The sequence below is a fragment of the Flagellimonas aquimarina genome, from assembly GCF_003149745.1.
Taxonomy (GTDB): Bacteria; Bacteroidota; Bacteroidia; order Flavobacteriales; family Flavobacteriaceae; genus Flagellimonas; species Flagellimonas aquimarina.
Genome location: NZ_QGEG01000001.1, coordinates 934,983 through 952,567, shown reverse-complemented (window position 1 = coordinate 952,567; position 17,585 = coordinate 934,983). Strand labels below are relative to the sequence as shown.

Annotated in this window: 17 protein-coding genes; 11 read left to right on the top strand and 6 right to left on the bottom strand. The window is 38.5% G+C overall.

Annotated features, from left to right (window positions below; translation table 11 throughout):
- Window positions 1–109 precede the first annotated feature (109 nt).
- Window positions 110–1,111 carry an NAD(P)H-dependent glycerol-3-phosphate dehydrogenase gene (locus tag DKG77_RS04355; RefSeq protein ID WP_109660540.1) on the top strand — a complete coding sequence of 334 codons (1,002 nt, stop codon included), beginning with the start codon at window positions 110–112 and terminating at the stop codon, window positions 1,109–1,111.
- 2 nt (window positions 1,112–1,113) lie between these two features.
- Here DKG77_RS04355 and DKG77_RS04350 read toward each other — a convergent pair whose 3' ends face one another.
- Entirely contained in the window at window positions 1,114–1,770 is a 657-nt protein-coding gene (locus DKG77_RS04350) for a LytR/AlgR family response regulator transcription factor (protein WP_109660538.1), read from the bottom strand.
- 218 nt (window positions 1,771–1,988) lie between these two features.
- On the opposite strand from DKG77_RS04350, the gene DKG77_RS04345 reads away from it, so the two are divergent.
- On the top strand, window positions 1,989–3,308 hold the full coding sequence (locus DKG77_RS04345; protein ID WP_109660536.1) for a serine aminopeptidase domain-containing protein: 1,320 nt from the start codon (window positions 1,989–1,991) through the stop codon (window positions 3,306–3,308).
- A 2-nt stretch (window positions 3,309–3,310) separates the two neighbouring features.
- On the opposite strand, the gene DKG77_RS04340 is transcribed toward DKG77_RS04345, so the two are convergent.
- The 3 genes from DKG77_RS04340 to DKG77_RS04330 all read right to left on the bottom strand — a co-directional run bounded on the left by DKG77_RS04340 (window position 3,311) and on the right by DKG77_RS04330 (window position 5,859).
- Entirely contained in the window at window positions 3,311–4,978 is a 1,668-nt protein-coding gene (locus tag DKG77_RS04340) for a glycerol-3-phosphate dehydrogenase/oxidase (protein ID WP_109660534.1), read from the bottom strand.
- A 205-nt stretch (window positions 4,979–5,183) separates the two neighbouring features.
- Window positions 5,184–5,501, bottom strand: coding sequence for an antibiotic biosynthesis monooxygenase family protein (locus DKG77_RS04335; RefSeq protein WP_109660532.1), 318 nt, complete (start codon window positions 5,499–5,501; stop codon window positions 5,184–5,186).
- A 1-nt stretch (window position 5,502) separates the two neighbouring features.
- Complete coding sequence (locus DKG77_RS04330) at window positions 5,503–5,859, bottom strand: hypothetical protein (RefSeq protein ID WP_109660529.1); 357 nt, start codon at window positions 5,857–5,859, stop codon at window positions 5,503–5,505.
- Between the two features lie 61 nt (window positions 5,860–5,920).
- Here DKG77_RS04330 and DKG77_RS04325 point away from each other — a divergent pair, with 61 nt between their 5' ends.
- The 7 genes from DKG77_RS04325 (at window position 5,921) to DKG77_RS04295 (ending at window position 11,339) form a co-directional block, all read left to right on the top strand.
- A complete protein-coding gene (locus DKG77_RS04325; protein ID WP_109661432.1) occupies window positions 5,921–6,427 on the top strand; it encodes a CvpA family protein in 507 nt (168 codons plus the stop codon).
- Between the two features lie 255 nt (window positions 6,428–6,682).
- Complete coding sequence (locus tag DKG77_RS04320) at window positions 6,683–7,192, top strand: CAP domain-containing protein (protein WP_109660527.1); 510 nt, start codon at window positions 6,683–6,685, stop codon at window positions 7,190–7,192.
- Window positions 7,193–7,311: 119 nt separating this feature from the next.
- Window positions 7,312–7,851 carry a 3-hydroxyanthranilate 3,4-dioxygenase gene (locus tag DKG77_RS04315; RefSeq protein WP_109660525.1) on the top strand — a complete coding sequence of 180 codons (540 nt, stop codon included), beginning with the start codon at window positions 7,312–7,314 and terminating at the stop codon, window positions 7,849–7,851.
- Between the two features lie 2 nt (window positions 7,852–7,853).
- The gene (locus DKG77_RS04310; RefSeq protein WP_109660523.1) at window positions 7,854–8,225 is read left to right on the top strand and encodes a DUF1304 domain-containing protein; all 372 of its coding nucleotides are present in this window, start codon (window positions 7,854–7,856) and stop codon (window positions 8,223–8,225) included.
- Between the two features lie 75 nt (window positions 8,226–8,300).
- The gene (gene amaB / locus DKG77_RS04305; RefSeq protein WP_109660520.1) at window positions 8,301–9,854 is read left to right on the top strand and encodes an L-piperidine-6-carboxylate dehydrogenase; all 1,554 of its coding nucleotides are present in this window, start codon (window positions 8,301–8,303) and stop codon (window positions 9,852–9,854) included.
- A gap of 353 nt (window positions 9,855–10,207) precedes the next feature.
- Window positions 10,208–10,750, top strand: a complete 543-nt coding sequence (locus tag DKG77_RS04300; protein WP_109660518.1) for an OmpA family protein — start codon at window positions 10,208–10,210, stop codon at window positions 10,748–10,750.
- A gap of 25 nt (window positions 10,751–10,775) precedes the next feature.
- Window positions 10,776–11,339 carry a hypothetical protein gene (locus DKG77_RS04295; protein WP_109660516.1) on the top strand — a complete coding sequence of 188 codons (564 nt, stop codon included), beginning with the start codon at window positions 10,776–10,778 and terminating at the stop codon, window positions 11,337–11,339.
- A gap of 40 nt (window positions 11,340–11,379) precedes the next feature.
- On the opposite strand, the gene DKG77_RS04290 is transcribed toward DKG77_RS04295, so the two are convergent.
- Complete coding sequence (locus tag DKG77_RS04290) at window positions 11,380–12,375, bottom strand: acyl-ACP desaturase (protein ID WP_109660514.1); 996 nt, start codon at window positions 12,373–12,375, stop codon at window positions 11,380–11,382.
- A gap of 54 nt (window positions 12,376–12,429) precedes the next feature.
- On the bottom strand, window positions 12,430–13,155 hold the full coding sequence (locus tag DKG77_RS04285) for a metallophosphoesterase (RefSeq protein WP_109660512.1): 726 nt from the start codon (window positions 13,153–13,155) through the stop codon (window positions 12,430–12,432).
- 195 nt (window positions 13,156–13,350) lie between these two features.
- On the opposite strand from DKG77_RS04285, the gene DKG77_RS04280 reads away from it, so the two are divergent.
- Both DKG77_RS04280 and DKG77_RS04275 read left to right on the top strand, forming a co-directional pair.
- On the top strand, window positions 13,351–17,028 hold the full coding sequence (locus DKG77_RS04280) for a T9SS type A sorting domain-containing protein (RefSeq protein WP_109660510.1): 3,678 nt from the start codon (window positions 13,351–13,353) through the stop codon (window positions 17,026–17,028).
- Window positions 17,029–17,128: 100 nt separating this feature from the next.
- A complete protein-coding gene (locus tag DKG77_RS04275) occupies window positions 17,129–17,542 on the top strand; it encodes a hypothetical protein (protein ID WP_109660508.1) in 414 nt (137 codons plus the stop codon).
- The last annotated feature ends 43 nt before the right edge of the window (window positions 17,543–17,585 follow it).

The window sequence follows — 17,585 nt, the reverse complement described above, 5'->3', positions numbered from 1 at the left end:
ATTCTACCATTGTAAACCAAGCATCATGCCATAAATTATAATTTACTCATAATCAGAATATTATGTTCTAATTATAAGATTGTTTAGCTTTGCAATCTAATTTTAATAAATGGGCAAAAAACTCAGATTTGGTGTATTGGGAGGTGGTAGTTGGGGAACAGCGATCGTAAAGATGCTTTCTGAAAATTTAGATACTGTTTCTTGGTACATGCGAAGTGAATCTGCCATTGAACATTTAAAAAATGAAGGCAACAATCCAAACTATCTCAGTTCTGTAGAGTTTAATGTTTCAAAGCTTCATTTAAGCAATTCAATAGATACCATAGTTGCATCTTCAGATATTCTCATTTTCGCCATTCCTTCTGCCTTTTTAGAAAGTGAGCTTAGGAATCTTACAATTTCCCTATCCGACAAAATACTTTTCTCAGCCATTAAGGGAATTGTTCCTGAAAGCGGATTGATTGTTGGAGAACATTTTCACGAGCAGTATCAAATTCCATTTAAAAATATAGGAGTTGTTACAGGTCCTTGTCATGCGGAGGAAGTTGCCTTGGAACGTTTGTCCTACCTTACTATTGCATGCGCAGATGAATCCAAGGCTGAATTGGTAGCCGATGAACTAAAAAGCCATTACATAAGAACAAAAATTTCGGATGATATTATTGGCACCGAGTATGCTGCTATGTTGAAAAATATTTACGCCATTGCTGCAGGTATTGCTCATGGTTTGGGATATGGGGATAATTTTCAAAGTGTATTGATGAGCAACGCCATTCGTGAAATGAAACGTTTTATAGATGGAGTGTACAAAATGAAACGTAATATTAACAACTCTGCATATTTGGGTGATCTACTGGTAACTGGCTATTCTACTTTTAGCCGCAATCGTATGTTTGGGAACATGGTTGGCAAGGGGTATACCGTAAAAAGTGCCATGATGGAAATGAATATGGTGGCCGAAGGGTATTACGCGACCAAAAGCGCTTATTTACTGAATGAAAAGCGTGAAAAGAAGTCCAAAATGCCCATCATCAATGCCGTTTACCAAATTCTATATCAAGAAAAAAACCCAAAAAAAATCTTTAAAAAATTGACGGAAAAACTAGATTAGATCTAGTTGAGCAATACCTCATCCGCAATGCTTTTTCCTCTAGGAATGTTATTGTCCTGAATATCAATAGACATGGCGTCGTACGATTTTATATGTAGCTTATTAACGATGTACGATTTGTGCACACGTCGAAAATTATCTGGAAGTTGTTGTAGTGTCCCCTTTATACTCCCATAACTGGTAATTTTTGATTTATCCTCTAGGTGATAGGTCACATAGTTCCCCAAACCTTCCACAAAAAGTATGTTCCTTAAAGGTACCCGATGTGTTTTTCGATTGGAACGAATCTCTAAAATGTCACTTTCTAGGTTTTGATTTTTTTCATGTTCAATTGCCCAAAGTTGAAATAGTTTCACCCCCAATATCAATAGCACAGTAGTGTTGATCAAAATTATGGCACGTACCAACATCATTATACTGAACAACCCTGAACTGGAATCATTCAATAACAGTTCTTCATAAAATAGATGGATAAAGACCCGCTGAAAGATTCCTCCCAATATTACAGTAATGCCATATCCCACAAAAAATTCGGTGAATTTCCGTTTTAACAAATACCGCGGTAGAAGGAAGTAAATGGTAAGGTACACAGCCAAAATTCTAATGGGCAGTAGAATGAACTCCAAATAAAAAGAGGCCAAATATCCTTCTTCACTCACCCATATCAAGCTAAACAACAGATAATACAGTACCCAAAAAACAACATGGGTGGCAATCCTCGAGTTAAGCAGATAAAAATTAGTTGTTGATTTCACAAATTCAAAACTTCAAAATCATGACTAAGCTCCAATTGGCATAAAATACCACTAGCTACGTATAAATTCTCCTTTACCTAAAAATAGGCAATCTAATTTTAAAGAAAACTTAAATCATCTTCATGAAATCAAAAAACAAGTTATTTCTTATCATTATTCTTACACTTTTAACGGTTTTCAGTTTAGAAGGCCAAATCTTAGGACGAAGGAGTTCTTGGGAGGCCAAGATAAAAGCTCCGGATGGAATACGGCCGGGAGCAACAATTACAGAAATAAACCAGAACAGCCCCCTTAAAAAAGCCGGTTTTTTACCCAATGACATTATCATTGAAGTAAACGATATTTTAGTCGCGAATGACGAGATTTGGACCGAAGTCTCCTATGGGCTTCGGGGAAATAGTTCCACAAAAATAAAAGCACTTAGGAATGCGAGAACCGTTGAGGCAATGGTTCGGTTTAATCCGTTGGAAAAAGAAAGGCATAACGGACTCGACACTTTTTATGAGGAGGTAACAAGTACGTATGGGATTACACAAAGAACAATTATTACCAAGCCTACAAAGAAAGGCAAACAACCAGCGATAGTCTTAATCGGGGGATTGAGCTGCTCCAGTATTGAGACATATCCTGGCAGAAAAGGAAATTGGGTACAGACCATAAAAGATTTGGTGGGAAAATCTGGGATGGTAGTTATGAGAATAGAAAAACCCGGTGTTGGGGATAGCGAAGGTGATTGTGGCCAATCTGATTTTTTAACTGACCTTGAAGGGTATAGAGCGGCCATTAAAAACTTGAAAACGAAACCCTATGTGGATACATCCAAAATCGTTGTTTATGGTTCCAGTATGGGAAGTGCTTTAGCACCTCTCTTGGCGAACGAATTTAACCTTGCAGGAGTAATCTCAGATGGTACATTTTTTAAAACATGGTACGAGCATATGCTAGAAATTGAACGGCGTATCCTCCAGTTTCAGGGAAATAACGAATCCCAAATCGTTGAAAAAATGAACAAATACTATATTCCTCTTTATTACGGTATGTTGATTCAAAAGAAAACCTACCAAGAAGTGGTCAACGAATATCCCGCGCTTGCGGAATACAATTACCATTCTGCGGCCCATATGTATGGAAGACCTGTTCAATACTACCAACAGTTACAAGACATTAATTTAGCTGGGCAATGGGAAAAATTAAATGTCCCGGTAAGAATTTTAAGGGGGACCTACGATTGGATTATGTCTTCTTTTGACAATAAAATGATAATTGAGGTCTTGGAAAGAAATGGACATCAAGATCATGTATTGCACGAGTATCCTGGTTTGGATCACTGGAACACAATACATGAAAGTCCAAAAAACTCTTTTGAAGGAGAAGAAGGTAAGTGGGACGAGGGCACCATCAACCTAATTATTGGTTGGGCGCAAGAAATGACCGGGCTATAACATTAAACGCGCTCCAATGAAAAATTGGAGTGCGATTCTAGTTCTTCGTCCATCTTTTCTTTAAAAGATTGAAGTTGTTCCTCACTATATCCAAATGCTTTTTTGAATTCTTCCTGGATAGGTTCCATATACTTTCTGATACTGTCAATATCAAAATACAGTCTCCCCGTTCTTCTAATAAAGAAATCCATTGGGTTCAAGACCATTTCATGGGCTATGGCAAACTGTACTTCGGCACGAATCATTCTAAGATAAACGTCTTTGTTTCGAAGTGCGGAATAGTTCTCTAAAACAGTCTCAGTTTGTTTTCCATAGTTGGTTACCAAATACCAAGCGTCATACTCAGTGAAACCATCTTTTTTAATGCGTTCAAAGATTTCATCAATGTACTTTTTAACGTGCTTGTATTTTTTAAAATCGCTTCCGCAAAGTGGAATCTTATCCGTGGTACATTCTGGTATTTTAGTGCCATCATCTTCCTCCATTTTCTTGGCAATCCTGTTGACAACACGTTCCGCCATTTTACGATATCCTGTCAACTTACCGCCAGCAATGCTGAAGAGCCCCGTATCTGAAGTAAAGATTTCATCCTTTCTGGATAGTTCCGATGCAGATTTTCCTTCTTCGTGTATCAACGGGCGCAGCCCGGCCCATGAAGAAATAATATCTTCCATCTCCAAATTAATATTTGGAAACATATTATTGACCGCGGAAATTAAATAGATCGCATCTGCCAAATCGGTTTTGATATTATCCTTATCTAAGTTGAAATTGGTATCTGTAGTACCAACATAAGTTATTTTTCCTCTTGGTATGGCAAACATCATTCGGCCATCAGGAACATCAAAATACACAGATTGCTTTACCGGGAGTTTTTCTCTTGGAAAAACTAAATGAACTCCTTTGGTCAAATGAAGACGCTTTCCTTTTTTAGAATTGTTCACACTGCGCAATTCATCTACCCAAGGACCTGCGGCACTAATTACATACTTTGATTTTATTGTGAACTCATCACCAGAAACCTCATCCTTTGCTTTTACCCCTGCTACCTTTTCATCTTTATAAATAAAATCGATGACCTTGGCATAGTTCAAGGCTTTGGCGCCATACTGTAAACTGGTCTTTATATTTTCCATGGTCAGTCTGGCATCGTCCGTTCTATACTCTGCGTAATATCCGGCACCGTTCAATATCTTTTTAGGCAAAAGAGGCTCCAGTTTCATCGCCTCTTTTTTTTCCAGCATCTGTCTTTTGTCATCTCCTGTAACTTGGGCAAGAATATCATATACTTTTAGCCCAATGGAAGTTAGCCATTTACCATAAGACCCTCCTTCAATTAATGGTAACAACATTTTTTCAGGAAGTACTAAATGAGGTGCTAGTTTGTGCACTATTGCCCTTTCTGAACCTACTTCCTTCACCAACCAAAAATCAAACTGCTTTAGATATCTAAGACCACCATGAATCAATTTGGTTGATTTACTACTTGTGCCTGAAGCAAAATCTCCTTTTTCCAATAGGGCTACCTTCATTCCTCTAGAAGCCGCATCCAATGCAATTCCACCTCCAGTAATTCCACCCCCAATAACAACTAAATCAAACGTTTCCTTGGTAACCTCTTGAATCGTGTGTTTCCTGTCTAAGTTTGAAAATTTAATGTTCTCTTTCATACGTTTCGCAATTAATTAAGGGCAAACATCAAAATTACATAAAAATGTAAACGTTTACATCATTGGTATGATTAAGTTTACATTAAATCTGGTTGACAGACCCATATTCTTTTTCTAAAAACTCAACTTTAAACTAAAGCCAAAAACCTTTTATAAGTTGCTTTCAAAATTTACTTTAGGCGGAAATCAAAGTAACCCCACGGCACTACTTTTTGTTCCGATCAAAATCATACTCACGTTCTACCAAACATACTCTAACCTTGTACCAAGAATACCATTCCTTAATTCCATTTCTCTGTGCAACCCTATGGTCCATATTTGCTTTCCAATTGGCTATAGCTTCCAGGCTTTCCCAGTAACTAATGGTAATTCCAAGTCCGTCCCTTGCACTTTCAACATCTAAAAAACCCGGTTGTTGCCTTGCCAGGCTTTCCATTTCATCAGCCATCTGTCCATAACCATTATCTCCCTCTGTTCTGGTACTTGTAAAAATTACCGCGTAATATGGTTTTTGAAGTTCCATTTTAGTATATATATTGTTTTTCTATAAAGTAGTTTACCAAAGCTTCTTTCATTAAAACTGATTGCTCTCCCGCTTTTAAAGGAGGTAATTGCTCCTTAATTTTATAATGTGGCCAACCATCATCATCAAAAAAATCAAAATCATAATAGCCATATGGTTCCAACAATCTACAAATGGCAATATGCATTAAATTGACCTTTTCATCTTTTTTAAAGCTTCTATGAAAATTTCCTAATTCCTGTACCCCGACCAAATAGATAATACCATCTATTTCTAAAGGGTCTCCATCTGCAAATTGACTCGATAGTTTTTCTACCAGCAGTTCCCAACGTTCCTTAAGTTTTTCGTCTCTAGACATGTGCTTTTTTAGGAAGCTCAAAGGTACAAATCAATATCCTATATTTGTTAAAAATCCATTTATGAGCTTCTTGGATATTGTTATAGGGATACTTTTGGTTTGGGGCCTATATAAAGGCCTTAAAAATGGGCTTTTTGTAGAAATAGCATCTCTTGTGGCTTTAATAGCTGGTATTTACGGAGCCATACATTTTTCTTACATCACCTCAGATTATCTGGCGGAGAACATGAATTGGAGTGAACGATATTTGAAAATCACTGCTTTTCTGGTTACTTTTTTTGGGATTGTCCTGTTGGTACATTTTGCAGGGAAATTCTTGACCAAAATAGCTGACTTTGCCATGCTCGGGCTTTTGAACAAAATTGCCGGAGGCGTTTTTGGGGCCTTAAAAGTTGCCATAATCATTGGCGCACTGCTTGTATTCTTTGACCGACTTACTTCTTCCTTAAACTTTATCAACGAGGACACAAAAAAAGAATCCATTTTTTACGAACCTGTAAAGGAAATTGGCGCTTTTGTTTTTGCTCTAGTACTGCAGGAAAAAGAAAATCAATCTGATGAAATTTAAGTTTGGTTCCTCCATTCATAAAATGGTATTTCTGTTCATTTAGATCATATCACTTCTTCATACAAAAGGTGCCTTTTTTCCGATAAATGGGAATTACCAAGGTGTCAAAAAGCAGTATATTTTGCCAAATTCTACAAGTCATCGGATTAATTAGCAATCACATGGAGATTTTATGGCATCAGAGCTCCTGCCCTCTAGTTTAGCCTCTAGAACACTTGAGATGCATAGAACACATCTCTACTATTGCCCCCGGAAATGAAAAAAATATATTACACTTTTTTAGTTGCAATATCTGTGGTGATATTAAGCATGTGCAGTAAAACATCTTCTGTTGAAGAAGAAAAATTTGAAGAGGCCCTTCTGGAAAACGAAAAGGCCGTTATTAATCCATCAGAAATGGAAACAGAGGTACTTGGCTTGATTAATGATTACAGAGTATCAATAGGAGCAAGTAAATTACAATCTAACAGTACATCTTATCAATACGCAGAAGAGCATAACAATTATATGATCGCACAGAAAAAACTTAGTCATGACAATTTTCAATCCAGAGCCTCAAAAATAGCCCTGGAAACAGGAGCCGTAGATGTAGGAGAGAATGTTGCAAGGTACTATACAACCGCACAGTTAGTATTTGATGGTTGGATAGAGAGTGCCTCCCATAAAGAAGCCATTGAAGGAGGATACACCCACACCACATTAAGTATTACATTGGATAAAGATGGCAGACCTTACTTTACACAGATTTTCATGAAAGTGGAATAAGACTGTTTTATTAGATTTTAGATATTGTATTTGGTAAAGACCTGCGCGCTGCGCAGGTCTTTTTTGTTAAACCCTATGTTCCAATAAAGGTTTTTTATACCTTTCCTAAAATCTTTGCAATGGCTATTCAGGCACCTTTTAATCTTAACAAATGGATAGAAGAAAACCGGGACTCTCTAAAACCCCCGGTAGGCAACAGAAATTTATATAAAGATGCGGGAGACTATATAGTGATGATTGTTGCAGGCCCCAATGCCCGTAAAGATTATCATTATAACGAGACCGAAGAGCTTTTTTACCAACTTGAAGGAAACATTGAAATTCATATTCAAGAGGATAGACAAAAAAAGACCATGAAACTGGGTCCGGGCGATATGTACCTGCACCCAGCTAAAGTACCACATTCACCAGTGCGGCATGAAGGATCTATTGGTTTAGTGGTGGAGCGAAAAAGAGCGGATATGAACGTGGATGATGGCTTATTGTGGTTTTGTGACAACTGCAACCACAAGCTGTATGAAGCTTATTTTACACTACATGATATTGAGAAAGATTTTTTAAGTCATTTTAAGCACTTTTATAGTTCCGAAGAATTGCGCACTTGCAATAATTGTGGAACAATTATGCCAGTTGATGAACGATTTATAGCAAAAGATTAATTATGTTACTAGCAGCAAAATTTATTATAGTAGTGGTAGCCATCCTACATTTTTACTTTTTATGGTTAGAGATGTTTGCCTGGACCACCAAAGCCAAGAAAGTATTCCGCAGTTTTCCAGAAGATTTGTTTGAACCCACTAAGACCTTAGCAGCAAACCAAGGTCTTTATAATGGGTTTTTAGCAGCGGGGCTTGTTTGGTCCCTGCTCATACAGGATTCATCATGGCAGGTTTATGTCTCGCTTTTTTTTCTTGGCTGTGTGGCAATTGCCGGAATCTATGGTGCAGCAACAGCATCAAAAAAAATATTCACAGTCCAAGCACTTCCTGCACTACTTGGAATTACATTCCTCTTATTACATTATTTCCTTTAGGAAATCTTCGCTTGACCACATCAGGATTATTCGTAGTTTTGAAAAATATAACAATACACGTATAAAAAGTTATAAATGTCAAAAATTGCAACTGCTTTTGGAATAAATGAAGCCCTAAAACAACTTGGGTTAACGGAAATAAATGAAGGTACGTCCACTGGGTCAAAAAACTTTGGCTCGGGTGAGGTAATATCTTCTTTTTCTCCCGTGGACGGAGCCCTTATTGGGAAGGTAAAAACCACGTCTCCATCAGATTATGAAAAAGTGATGGAAACCGCTACTTCGTCATTCAAAGAATGGCGCATGATGCCCGCTCCTCAAAGAGGAGAAATCGTAAGACAGTTTGGCGAAAAATTACGAGAGCTTAAGGAACCGTTGGGCAAACTGGTATCCTATGAAATGGGAAAGTCTTATCAGGAAGGATTGGGCGAAGTTCAAGAAATGATAGATATCTGTGATTTTGCAGTAGGTCTATCAAGACAATTACATGGATTGACCATGCATTCGGAACGCCCAGGACATAGAATGTACGAACAGTATCATTCTTTAGGAGTGGTAGGCATTATTTCCGCTTTCAATTTCCCTGTTGCCGTTTGGGCTTGGAACACGGCCCTAGCTTGGATTTGTGGTGACGTATGTGTTTGGAAGCCATCTGAAAAAACTCCTATGTGCGGTATTGCCTGCCAAAATATAGCTGCTGAAGTCTTTAAGGCAAATAATTTGCCAGAAGGCATTTCATGTCTAATAAATGGGGATTACAAAGTTGGTGAAATGATGACCCAAGACAATAGAATTCCTTTGGTATCTGCCACTGGGTCTATTCGTATGGGAAAAATAGTTGCTCAAGCAGTGGCGGCAAGGTTAGGAAAATCCTTGTTGGAGCTTGGAGGCAACAACGCCATTATTGTTACTCCAGATGCTGATATTAAAATGACCGTTATTGGTGCTGTTTTTGGTGCTGTGGGAACAGCAGGACAGCGATGTACCTCAACAAGAAGGTTAATTATTCATGATTCAATCTATGATAAAGTTAAAGATGCTGTTGTAGCTGCCTACAAACAGTTGCGAATTGGAAATCCTTTAGATGAAAACAATCATGTTGGTCCTTTAATCGATACTGATGCTGTCTCCATGTATAAGAAAGCATTGGAGAAAGTAGTCGCTGAAGGAGGGAAAATTATTGTAGAAGGAGGGGTTCTAGAAGGTGAAGGCTACGAAAGTGGTTGTTATGTAAAACCTGCCATCGCTGAAGCTCAGAATAATTTCGAAATTGTACAACATGAGACTTTTGCCCCTGTATTATATTTATTAAAATATTCTGGAGATGTTGAAAATGCCATTGCCATTCAAAATGGTGTGGTCCAAGGTCTTTCCTCAGCTATAATGACAAACAATCTTCGTGAGGCTGAGCGTTTTCTATCTGCTTGGGGTAGTGATTGTGGTATTGCTAATGTAAATATTGGAACATCAGGTGCTGAAATAGGTGGGGCCTTTGGAGGAGAAAAAGAGACGGGCGGTGGTCGCGAAAGTGGCTCAGATGCATGGAAAATCTATATGCGTAGACAGACCAATACAATTAACTATACTACAGAATTACCTCTGGCTCAAGGTATAAAATTTGACTTGTAAAAAAGAAAAGGCCGCCATTCCCGATGAACTTAGAATTGGCGGTCTTTAAAACCAACTTAACTAACTCAAACTTAAATTAAACCCCATTTCAGTGCCGGAACTTTGTCGGGAGAAATAGGGTTTCTTACCTAATATTTATCTAAGTTCAGAATATTTCTTTTACATATTAACCGCTATATTATCATTGGTCTTAAAAAGTGTATGATTGGCATTTTTTGGTACATCTTCTGTTTTTAAAATCCTTGCCATTTTATACGCCCTACGTTCTAATCCTCTCAGATTCTTTAAGTTAAACCATTTATTTTAGCATTTTTTTAATACTTTGCTGTTCTAATCACTAAAATCATTTACTAATGACAAGAAAGACCGCCTATTTACTGGGGATACTTGCTGTCGTCATTATTGGAACATTTCTCTACGTGGATCTTTGCAGTGAATGTAGGATTGCCAGCAATCAAGAAGCAGCTATAACCCCACAATCAATAACAACACTTCCAACTTATCCTTTTTTGGTTAACGATGGCGATTATTCATTTGAAGCAAATGAAAATTTTAACTTCAACGAATCTAGTCCATCCTTTTTAATGCCAATTTCAGGTGAACTAAAAAATGGCATTTTCAGCCTTAAAGATTATTTAAGCTCCAACAATCAGAAAACAATTGATCTTACTGGTTTTTATTCAGATAAAGAAGAAAACCATTCTTCTTTTTCCACTTTGGGATTGGCAAGGGCCCATTCTGTTAAAAACCATTTAGTGCTTAATGGCATTCCATCTGAACAAATCAATACGATGGGAAAGCTAAAAGAAGATATGATTCCCAACAAAGGAGTTTTCTGGGGACCTATTGCCTACAATATTTCAACAACAGTGGAGGAGCCTTCAATCGTAAACTAAATACTTAACTATAAAATAATAGAAAATGAATTTTGAAAATCTAAATATATGGTGCTGGATTATTCCAGCATTGGTCGGAATCATTTCGGGAGTTCTAGGTTATCTTATTGGAAAAAGCAAGGATGTCTCCGTTATTGACACCTCTTCAGATACCAATAAACTAGAAACGGAAAATGCAAAACTAAAGGCTGATCTTGCCGCATGTAACAAAAAGCTTTCGAATGCGGGCGGCCAAAAAGAAGCAGCTATACCTGCAGCTTCTTTGGATACAAATGCACCTGTGGCCATGATATTTGATATGACAGCTGCAAAAGCGGCCATGGGCAAAAGAATAAAACAAGATGACCTAAAAATAGTTGAAGGTATTGGCCCTAAAATTGAAGGGTTGTTTCATAACTTCGGAATTAAAACTTGGAAAGCACTATCTGAAGCTTCCACTATTAAATGCCAAGAAGTACTTAATTCTGGAGGGAGCAGATATAGAATCCATGATCCTGCATCATGGCCCATGCAAGCAAAAATGGCATATGAAGGTCAATGGAAGGATTTATCCAAATGGCAGATAAAGCATAAGGCAGGGAAATTCTGATTTAGTCTTCTAGACAAAAAAAAGGCCAATTGGCCTTTTTTTATAACATCCCATTTGCTTGGACCCATTTGAACTTATATTGGTCCTGGCTAAACTGCATTCGCTCAGAGATTCTTTGAAGTCTTTCCGGAAGTTTCATTAAATACTCACGGGCCTTTTCGGCTTGTTCAGAAAGTCCTCTTATATTTCCTACTTCCCAGTAATCGTTTAATTTCTTTAAAATTTCAATGTAATCCTGAGCTGTATATACGCCAAGACGCTGGGCACAATCCGAAAATTGCTCAAAGGCAGTTCCTATGCTTTCTCCAGATTCCCTTAAAAAGTGTGCTGGCATTACAATCTTCTTCTTCATCATATCGGCGAAAGCTTCTATTATTCCATTAGGGTCCTGTCCCATAATTGTCTTCACAAATTCCCGATAGGCCAAATGGTGCCGCATCTCATCCCCTGCAATTATATTGCACATTTTGCTCAGTAAACCATTTCCTTTTTGACGTGCCATCTTACCGACTCTTTTATGGGAAATATTGGTGGCCAACTCTTGAAATGTGGTATAAACAAAGTTCTTGTATGGATCCCTATCTGTGCCTATATCAAAACCGTCAGATATTAAATGTTGGGTGGTAATTTCAACCTCTCTCATATTAACCCGTCCAGATAGGTACAGATACTTGTTCAGTACATCTCCATGTCTGTTTTCCTCTGCTGTCCAAGCCCTCACCCATTTGCTCCAACCATTTTCCTTACCGCTATGTTGGTCTATCCCTTCAACATCCATCAACCAAGATTCATATGTGGGCAAGGCTTCTTCTGTAATGGTATCGGCAACTAAAGTTACCCAAAAGTCATATCCCAATTCTTTTGCTTCCTCTCTAATCTGTTCGGTCTCCGCAAAGAAATTGTCGTTCTGAGAATCTGGTAAAAAATCACTCGGTTGCCATATCTCTTCTATGGGTATAAGAAACGAATCCATAAAGCCCTGTACTTTTGGTTCTATGGCTTGCATAACCTCTAACCGAATATTTTTTAATGACATACTATAGTTTTTGGTAAAGGTCTTTATTAAAATCCAATAAACTGTGCTATTGTGTTAGTTTCTGCCCTTTTCTCTAGGATAAAAAGTATGCACCGGATCACTTTGCCAAAACTGCTTGGTTTCTACATCCATCATGGTCAAGGCGCCCATAAATGCTGCGCCCGTATCTACATTCCATACATTGGCTCCTCTTTTTGGTACAGTCGTTTCTGTTTTTGACAGTGGCGTATGCCCAATAAAAATCTCTTTATAGTGGGTCAACCTTTTTGGAAAGTTGTCATCATCAGGTTTTAACTTTGGATTTAGTGCTCTCGCCAATTCCCATAGCGTTCTATCCCAATAAAACAATTGGTCAAAATATTCAAATTCAACTCCCTTTAGGTTGGTATATCCGGCATGTAGGTATAGTCTATTACCAGAACCTAGATAATAATTCTGTAGCTCATCATAAAACCTAAGATGTGCATCCCAAGTATCTCTTTTCGCCCTCATGTATGAATTTCTAGTTGCTATGCCTCCGTGGGCCAACCATTGTGGATTATCTTCCTGGGTCAGCAACCAGTCCTTACAAAGCTCATCATGGTTTCCCCTTATAAAGGTGCAGTTATGGCTGGCTTTTAATGCTATCAAGAAATCTATCGTCTCCACTGCCGTGCTCCATCCATCAACATAGTCTCCTAAAAAAATTAGGTGGTCATCTTGATCAACCGCAGCCAAATCCATTAGTTGCTCCAGCGCTTTTACGCCTGAATGAACATCACCTATTACCAAAGTTCTCATGCCACAAATTTTACGCAATTATCCACAACAACAAAGGTTTTGATCAAAAAACCAACTCTAAGAATGATTCAAAAGTCTTTAATACTCTTATTTGCATTTGGTTAACAGCGTATTTCATCGATTCTTGTAGGAATATTTTAACAATACTTTAATTTTTTGTTATATTGAAAGGCTAATTCATTTAATCTCAACTATATGAAAAAACGACTACGCACTAAACCCCTATTTTCTTTTTTTACCATTTTCCTCTTCATTTTTACAGGAGTTCAAGCACAAAACTTGAAAAAAACTCATGATGATGCCCCCAAAAAAGGGCACGATCTTTACAAAAAGTCCAAACTTTACGACAGTAAAACAGGCCCTGTTGGCGCAAAGCCAAAAGCAGTCGGCGACCGTGCCATGGATAGATTGGAATATGAGTTTAGACAGGTACAAGATCCTTTTACCAAAACAATTCCGGAAAACATTCTTGAGAGGGCCGCAGAGTTCTCTGGGAAAATTGACTCAACGGACATTCAACAACAAATGTCAAAAACCTATGGTGGAGAAGCTTCAAAGAAGAGATTTTTCTATTTTAGAGGTAGAGGCCCTGCCAATGTAGGTGGAAGAACAAGAGCCTTGGCCATTGATAGAAGAAACGAAAACACCATTTTGGCCGGTGGCGTTTCTGGAGGGCTTTGGCGTTCTACAAACGCTGGGGAATCCTGGAGAAGGGTTACCAGAAAATGGCAGAACCCAAGTATTACGGGCATTGTTCAGGACCCAAGAAAGAATCGCCAAAATGTTTGGTACTATGCTTCAGGGGAACGTTATGGAAACTCAGCCGGAGCGCCCGGAGCATTCTATCAAGGTTCTGGAATATATAAGTCTTATAATAATGGAAGAAGTTGGTTCAGAATGCGAAATACTTCTGATAATGATGTCACTTCCATTACCTCTTTTGATTTGATCAACAGCATTGCCGTAGATCCTAAAAATGGCGATGTCTATGCAGCTACTTTTGATGGCTTGTTTCGATCAGAAAATGGAGCGCGATCTTTTGAGGAAGTTCTGCCCAGTGGATTTGACAGTCAAACTGAAGTTATTATCACTCCTAACGGGACCATATATGGTACTGTAGATATTTTTGGAGGCGAAAATGCCGGTTTTTACACCTCACAAGATGGAGACACTTGGACCAATATTACTCCAGCGGGCTTATTCCCTTCTTTTGGAAGAACGGTCATGGCCTATGATCCCTCAGATGAAAATCGTGTCTTTTTCTTTTCTTATGACCTAAGTAATGCTGGTGAGGCATTTCTTTGGAGATATCAAGCAGATGCTGCCACACCAGAAGAACAATGGGTGGATTTAACAGCAAACCTTCCTACTAATATTGGAGGACTTGCTGGAGACTTAAATCTTCAAGGGGCGTATAATATGATAATTAAGGTACACCCAACAAATCCCGACTTGGTATTCTTAGGAGGCACTAATCTTTATAGGTCTACCACTGGCTTTACAACTCCTACCGGGTTTGAAGGCTGGATCGGCGGCTATACAATTTTCAGTGATAGTTTTGGACTCTACCCAAATCATCATCCAGATCAGCACAACTTGGTTTTTTTACCTTCCAATCCAAATAAGGCTATTTCAGCTAATGATGGTGGGGTGCAAGTCACAGAAGATATATCCATAACCACTGAACCCGTTAGCTGGACTTCATTGAACAACAGCTATATTACTACCCAGCCATATGCCATTGCTATAGATCCTGAAGGGAATAGCAGGGATATCGTTGCTGGTTTTCAGGACAACGGAACATGGTTCACTAATTCTACAAACAAAAGTGATCCATGGGTCGAAGATTTTGGTGGTGACGGTTCTTACAATGCCATAGCAGATGGCGGCCTTACCCGATACGTTTCGGCGCAGTTTGGTGTTGTCTTTCGTTTTAATTTTGATGAAGCTGGTGAGTTTGTGTCCTTCACCAGGGTGCAGCCTGCCGGCGCAAGTGGATTTGACTTTGTAGCTCCTTTTGTTCTTGATCCTATCAATGACAATATAATGTATATGCCCGCGGGCGATCGTATGTGGCGTAATAATAATTTAGATGAAATTCCTTTGTTCTCAAACGCACCAACTTCTGTAAACTGGGCAGAACAAACACAAACGGCCACCCCTGATGGTTCCTTAATCACAGGTTTGGACATTTCTAAATTCCCAGTTGCCAACAGATTGTATTACGGCACATCCAGTGGTATGATCTTTAAGGTGGAAAATGCAAACATAGATGACCAGGTACCCGTGGATATCTCTTCGGGAAAAGGACTTCCTACCGGTAACATTAATCAGATTTATGTAGACCCAACAAATTCCAATCGCGTTTTTGCGGTTTTCTCCAACTACAACATTAAGAGTATTTTTATGAGTAAAAACGGAGGAGATACTTGGGAAAGCATCAGTGGTAACCTAGAGCAAAATAAAGATGGTACAGGGAACGGCCCATCTGTTCGATGGTTTGCCATTAGTGGAAACAACAATATTTATTTTGCCGGAACAAGTACTGGACTGTATGCCTCTTTTTACCTAAATGGTGATCGCACACGCTGGTACCGCGAACCTGCCATTGTTGGTAATGTTGTTGTCCCCCAAGTTAGAACAAGAGAAGACGGGTTTGTTGCTGTGGCCGCGCATGGAAATGGTGTATATAACGCCCAGTTCTATGCATCACGCTCGCCAGAAGCAAAATTGAGTACGGCTTATTTGCTTCCTGATTTGGTTTTACCCTTAAACAGTCCAGACAAAGAAGTGAATGTAAAAGATCTATTTGTTAATTCTAGGGGAAGACCAATTTCCATTGAGCTTACCAATTCCAACCCAGATTTGGTGACAGCAGTTCTTGATGGCGATATCATTTCATTGTCTTTCGCACCAGATTCAGAAGGTTCCGCAGCCATTGGCTTAATTGCAACATCTGGTAGAGAACAAGTTGCGGAAGGGTTTACAGTAACGCTGACAGAGTTTCCAATTTATGAGCAAAATAATGTCTCAACCAGCAGCACACCATCACAGTTGATTCCTGATTTTGGTGGAGCGTTATTGCAGTCAGCAGATGATTTCATTGTTCCAGAAGGAAGTCAATGGACCGTAAATAGCATTTTAGCTTTTGGCGGGGCAAATAACAGTCCCTCTTTGACCAGTGCAACTGTGGTTATTTATGAAGATAACGGAGGTTTCCCAGGAGCTGTGGTATATGACAGTGGTGCAATAGCGCCTGTTACCGCACCTACTAATACAAATCTTGGCTTGGATCTTCCAGAACAAGTGGTGTTGGAATCTGGAACCTATTGGCTTTCTGTATATGCCAATCTAAATTTCTTTCCAAACGAAACACAGTGGTTCTGGTTTACACAGGCAGGGCTAATTGGAAATAGCAATTTATTTAGGGATACCGCAGACTTGTTTGGTACTGGCGCTGTAGATTGGGTTCCTACCAACCTTGTTTTTGGAGGTGCTCCTGAGGATCAAATATTTCAGATTTTTGGAACTGTCGATAGTGGTTCCACTGGGGATACCGCTGTAGAAATAGCTCCCTCTGGAATTTCTGACCAAACGGACCCTCAAAGTTTAGCAACCGTTGAGACAGAGGTGATTACCGCGGTTTGGCCTAATCCTTCAACTGATGAATTCTATTTTGCCCTTAAAAATACCGAAGATGAAAAAGTAAGTGCTCAAATCTTCAATATGGTAGGACAAAAAGTTTTTGAAATGGAAGGGTCAAGTAGCTCCAAACCTATAATTTGGAATGCTTCTAATAGTCCTGCAGGAATTTATTTTGTAAAAATCACAGGATCAAGAACAAACGAAAATTTTAAAATAATTAAAAAATAAAACTCAATAAAATTCACTTAAAAAGGCGTGATTAATCACGCCTTTTTTTATAACATCCACTAAATGATTTCATACGTATATACTTAAAAGTTAAATCCTTATGAAACCTTTTATTTTGTTGATACTTTTCTTTTTGAGCAATTCATGTAATCAAAAAGATGATGTATCCCTTTTAGAGAACACTCAAAATGAAGAAACCATTATAGAACAGCAGCTATTAGGACCAAATGAGATAATGCTCAGAATTAAAATCCTTGAGAGCACCGAGACAAACAAGGAGGTGTGTGGCTCAAATAAAGAGCATGTTTTCGCTGCAGAAGTAGTGGACATTCTAGAATCAGGTAGCAGCATAACAAACAAGCTTTCCAAAGAGCAAAAACTTGATGTTGTTTTTCTTTTTGATCCAGGACAATTGGAAAGTGGCATTACCTTAGAAGCAAAAGCCAAAGAAAGCTTATGTCCAGATGCCACGATTACATATTTTACCGTAATAGCACATAAAATTTTGGAATAGAACTTTTTTTCTCCTTACATTGGAATACCTAATTTTCAATACT

What these genes read in the sequence shown, in the direction of transcription:
- DKG77_RS04355 (WP_109660540.1), top strand. Translation starts at nt 110, where the DNA reads ATGGGCAAAAAACTCAGATTTGGTGTATTGGGAGGTGGTAGTTGGGGA.
- DKG77_RS04345 (WP_109660536.1), top strand. Translation starts at nt 1,989, where the DNA reads ATGAAATCAAAAAACAAGTTATTTCTTATCATTATTCTTACACTTTTA.
- DKG77_RS04340 (WP_109660534.1), bottom strand. Translation starts at nt 4,978, where the DNA reads ATGAAAGAGAACATTAAATTTTCAAACTTAGACAGGAAACACACGATT.
- DKG77_RS04335 (WP_109660532.1), bottom strand. Translation starts at nt 5,501, where the DNA reads ATGGAACTTCAAAAACCATATTACGCGGTAATTTTTACAAGTACCAGA.
- DKG77_RS04330 (WP_109660529.1), bottom strand. Translation starts at nt 5,859, where the DNA reads ATGTCTAGAGACGAAAAACTTAAGGAACGTTGGGAACTGCTGGTAGAA.
- DKG77_RS04325 (WP_109661432.1), top strand. Translation starts at nt 5,921, where the DNA reads ATGAGCTTCTTGGATATTGTTATAGGGATACTTTTGGTTTGGGGCCTA.
- DKG77_RS04320 (WP_109660527.1), top strand. Translation starts at nt 6,683, where the DNA reads ATGAAAAAAATATATTACACTTTTTTAGTTGCAATATCTGTGGTGATA.
- DKG77_RS04315 (WP_109660525.1), top strand. Translation starts at nt 7,312, where the DNA reads ATGGCTATTCAGGCACCTTTTAATCTTAACAAATGGATAGAAGAAAAC.
- DKG77_RS04310 (WP_109660523.1), top strand. Translation starts at nt 7,854, where the DNA reads ATGTTACTAGCAGCAAAATTTATTATAGTAGTGGTAGCCATCCTACAT.
- amaB (WP_109660520.1), top strand. Translation starts at nt 8,301, where the DNA reads ATGTCAAAAATTGCAACTGCTTTTGGAATAAATGAAGCCCTAAAACAA.
- DKG77_RS04300 (WP_109660518.1), top strand. Translation starts at nt 10,208, where the DNA reads ATGACAAGAAAGACCGCCTATTTACTGGGGATACTTGCTGTCGTCATT.
- DKG77_RS04295 (WP_109660516.1), top strand. Translation starts at nt 10,776, where the DNA reads ATGAATTTTGAAAATCTAAATATATGGTGCTGGATTATTCCAGCATTG.
- DKG77_RS04290 (WP_109660514.1), bottom strand. Translation starts at nt 12,375, where the DNA reads ATGTCATTAAAAAATATTCGGTTAGAGGTTATGCAAGCCATAGAACCA.
- DKG77_RS04285 (WP_109660512.1), bottom strand. Translation starts at nt 13,155, where the DNA reads ATGAGAACTTTGGTAATAGGTGATGTTCATTCAGGCGTAAAAGCGCTG.
- DKG77_RS04280 (WP_109660510.1), top strand. Translation starts at nt 13,351, where the DNA reads ATGAAAAAACGACTACGCACTAAACCCCTATTTTCTTTTTTTACCATT.
- DKG77_RS04275 (WP_109660508.1), top strand. Translation starts at nt 17,129, where the DNA reads ATGAAACCTTTTATTTTGTTGATACTTTTCTTTTTGAGCAATTCATGT.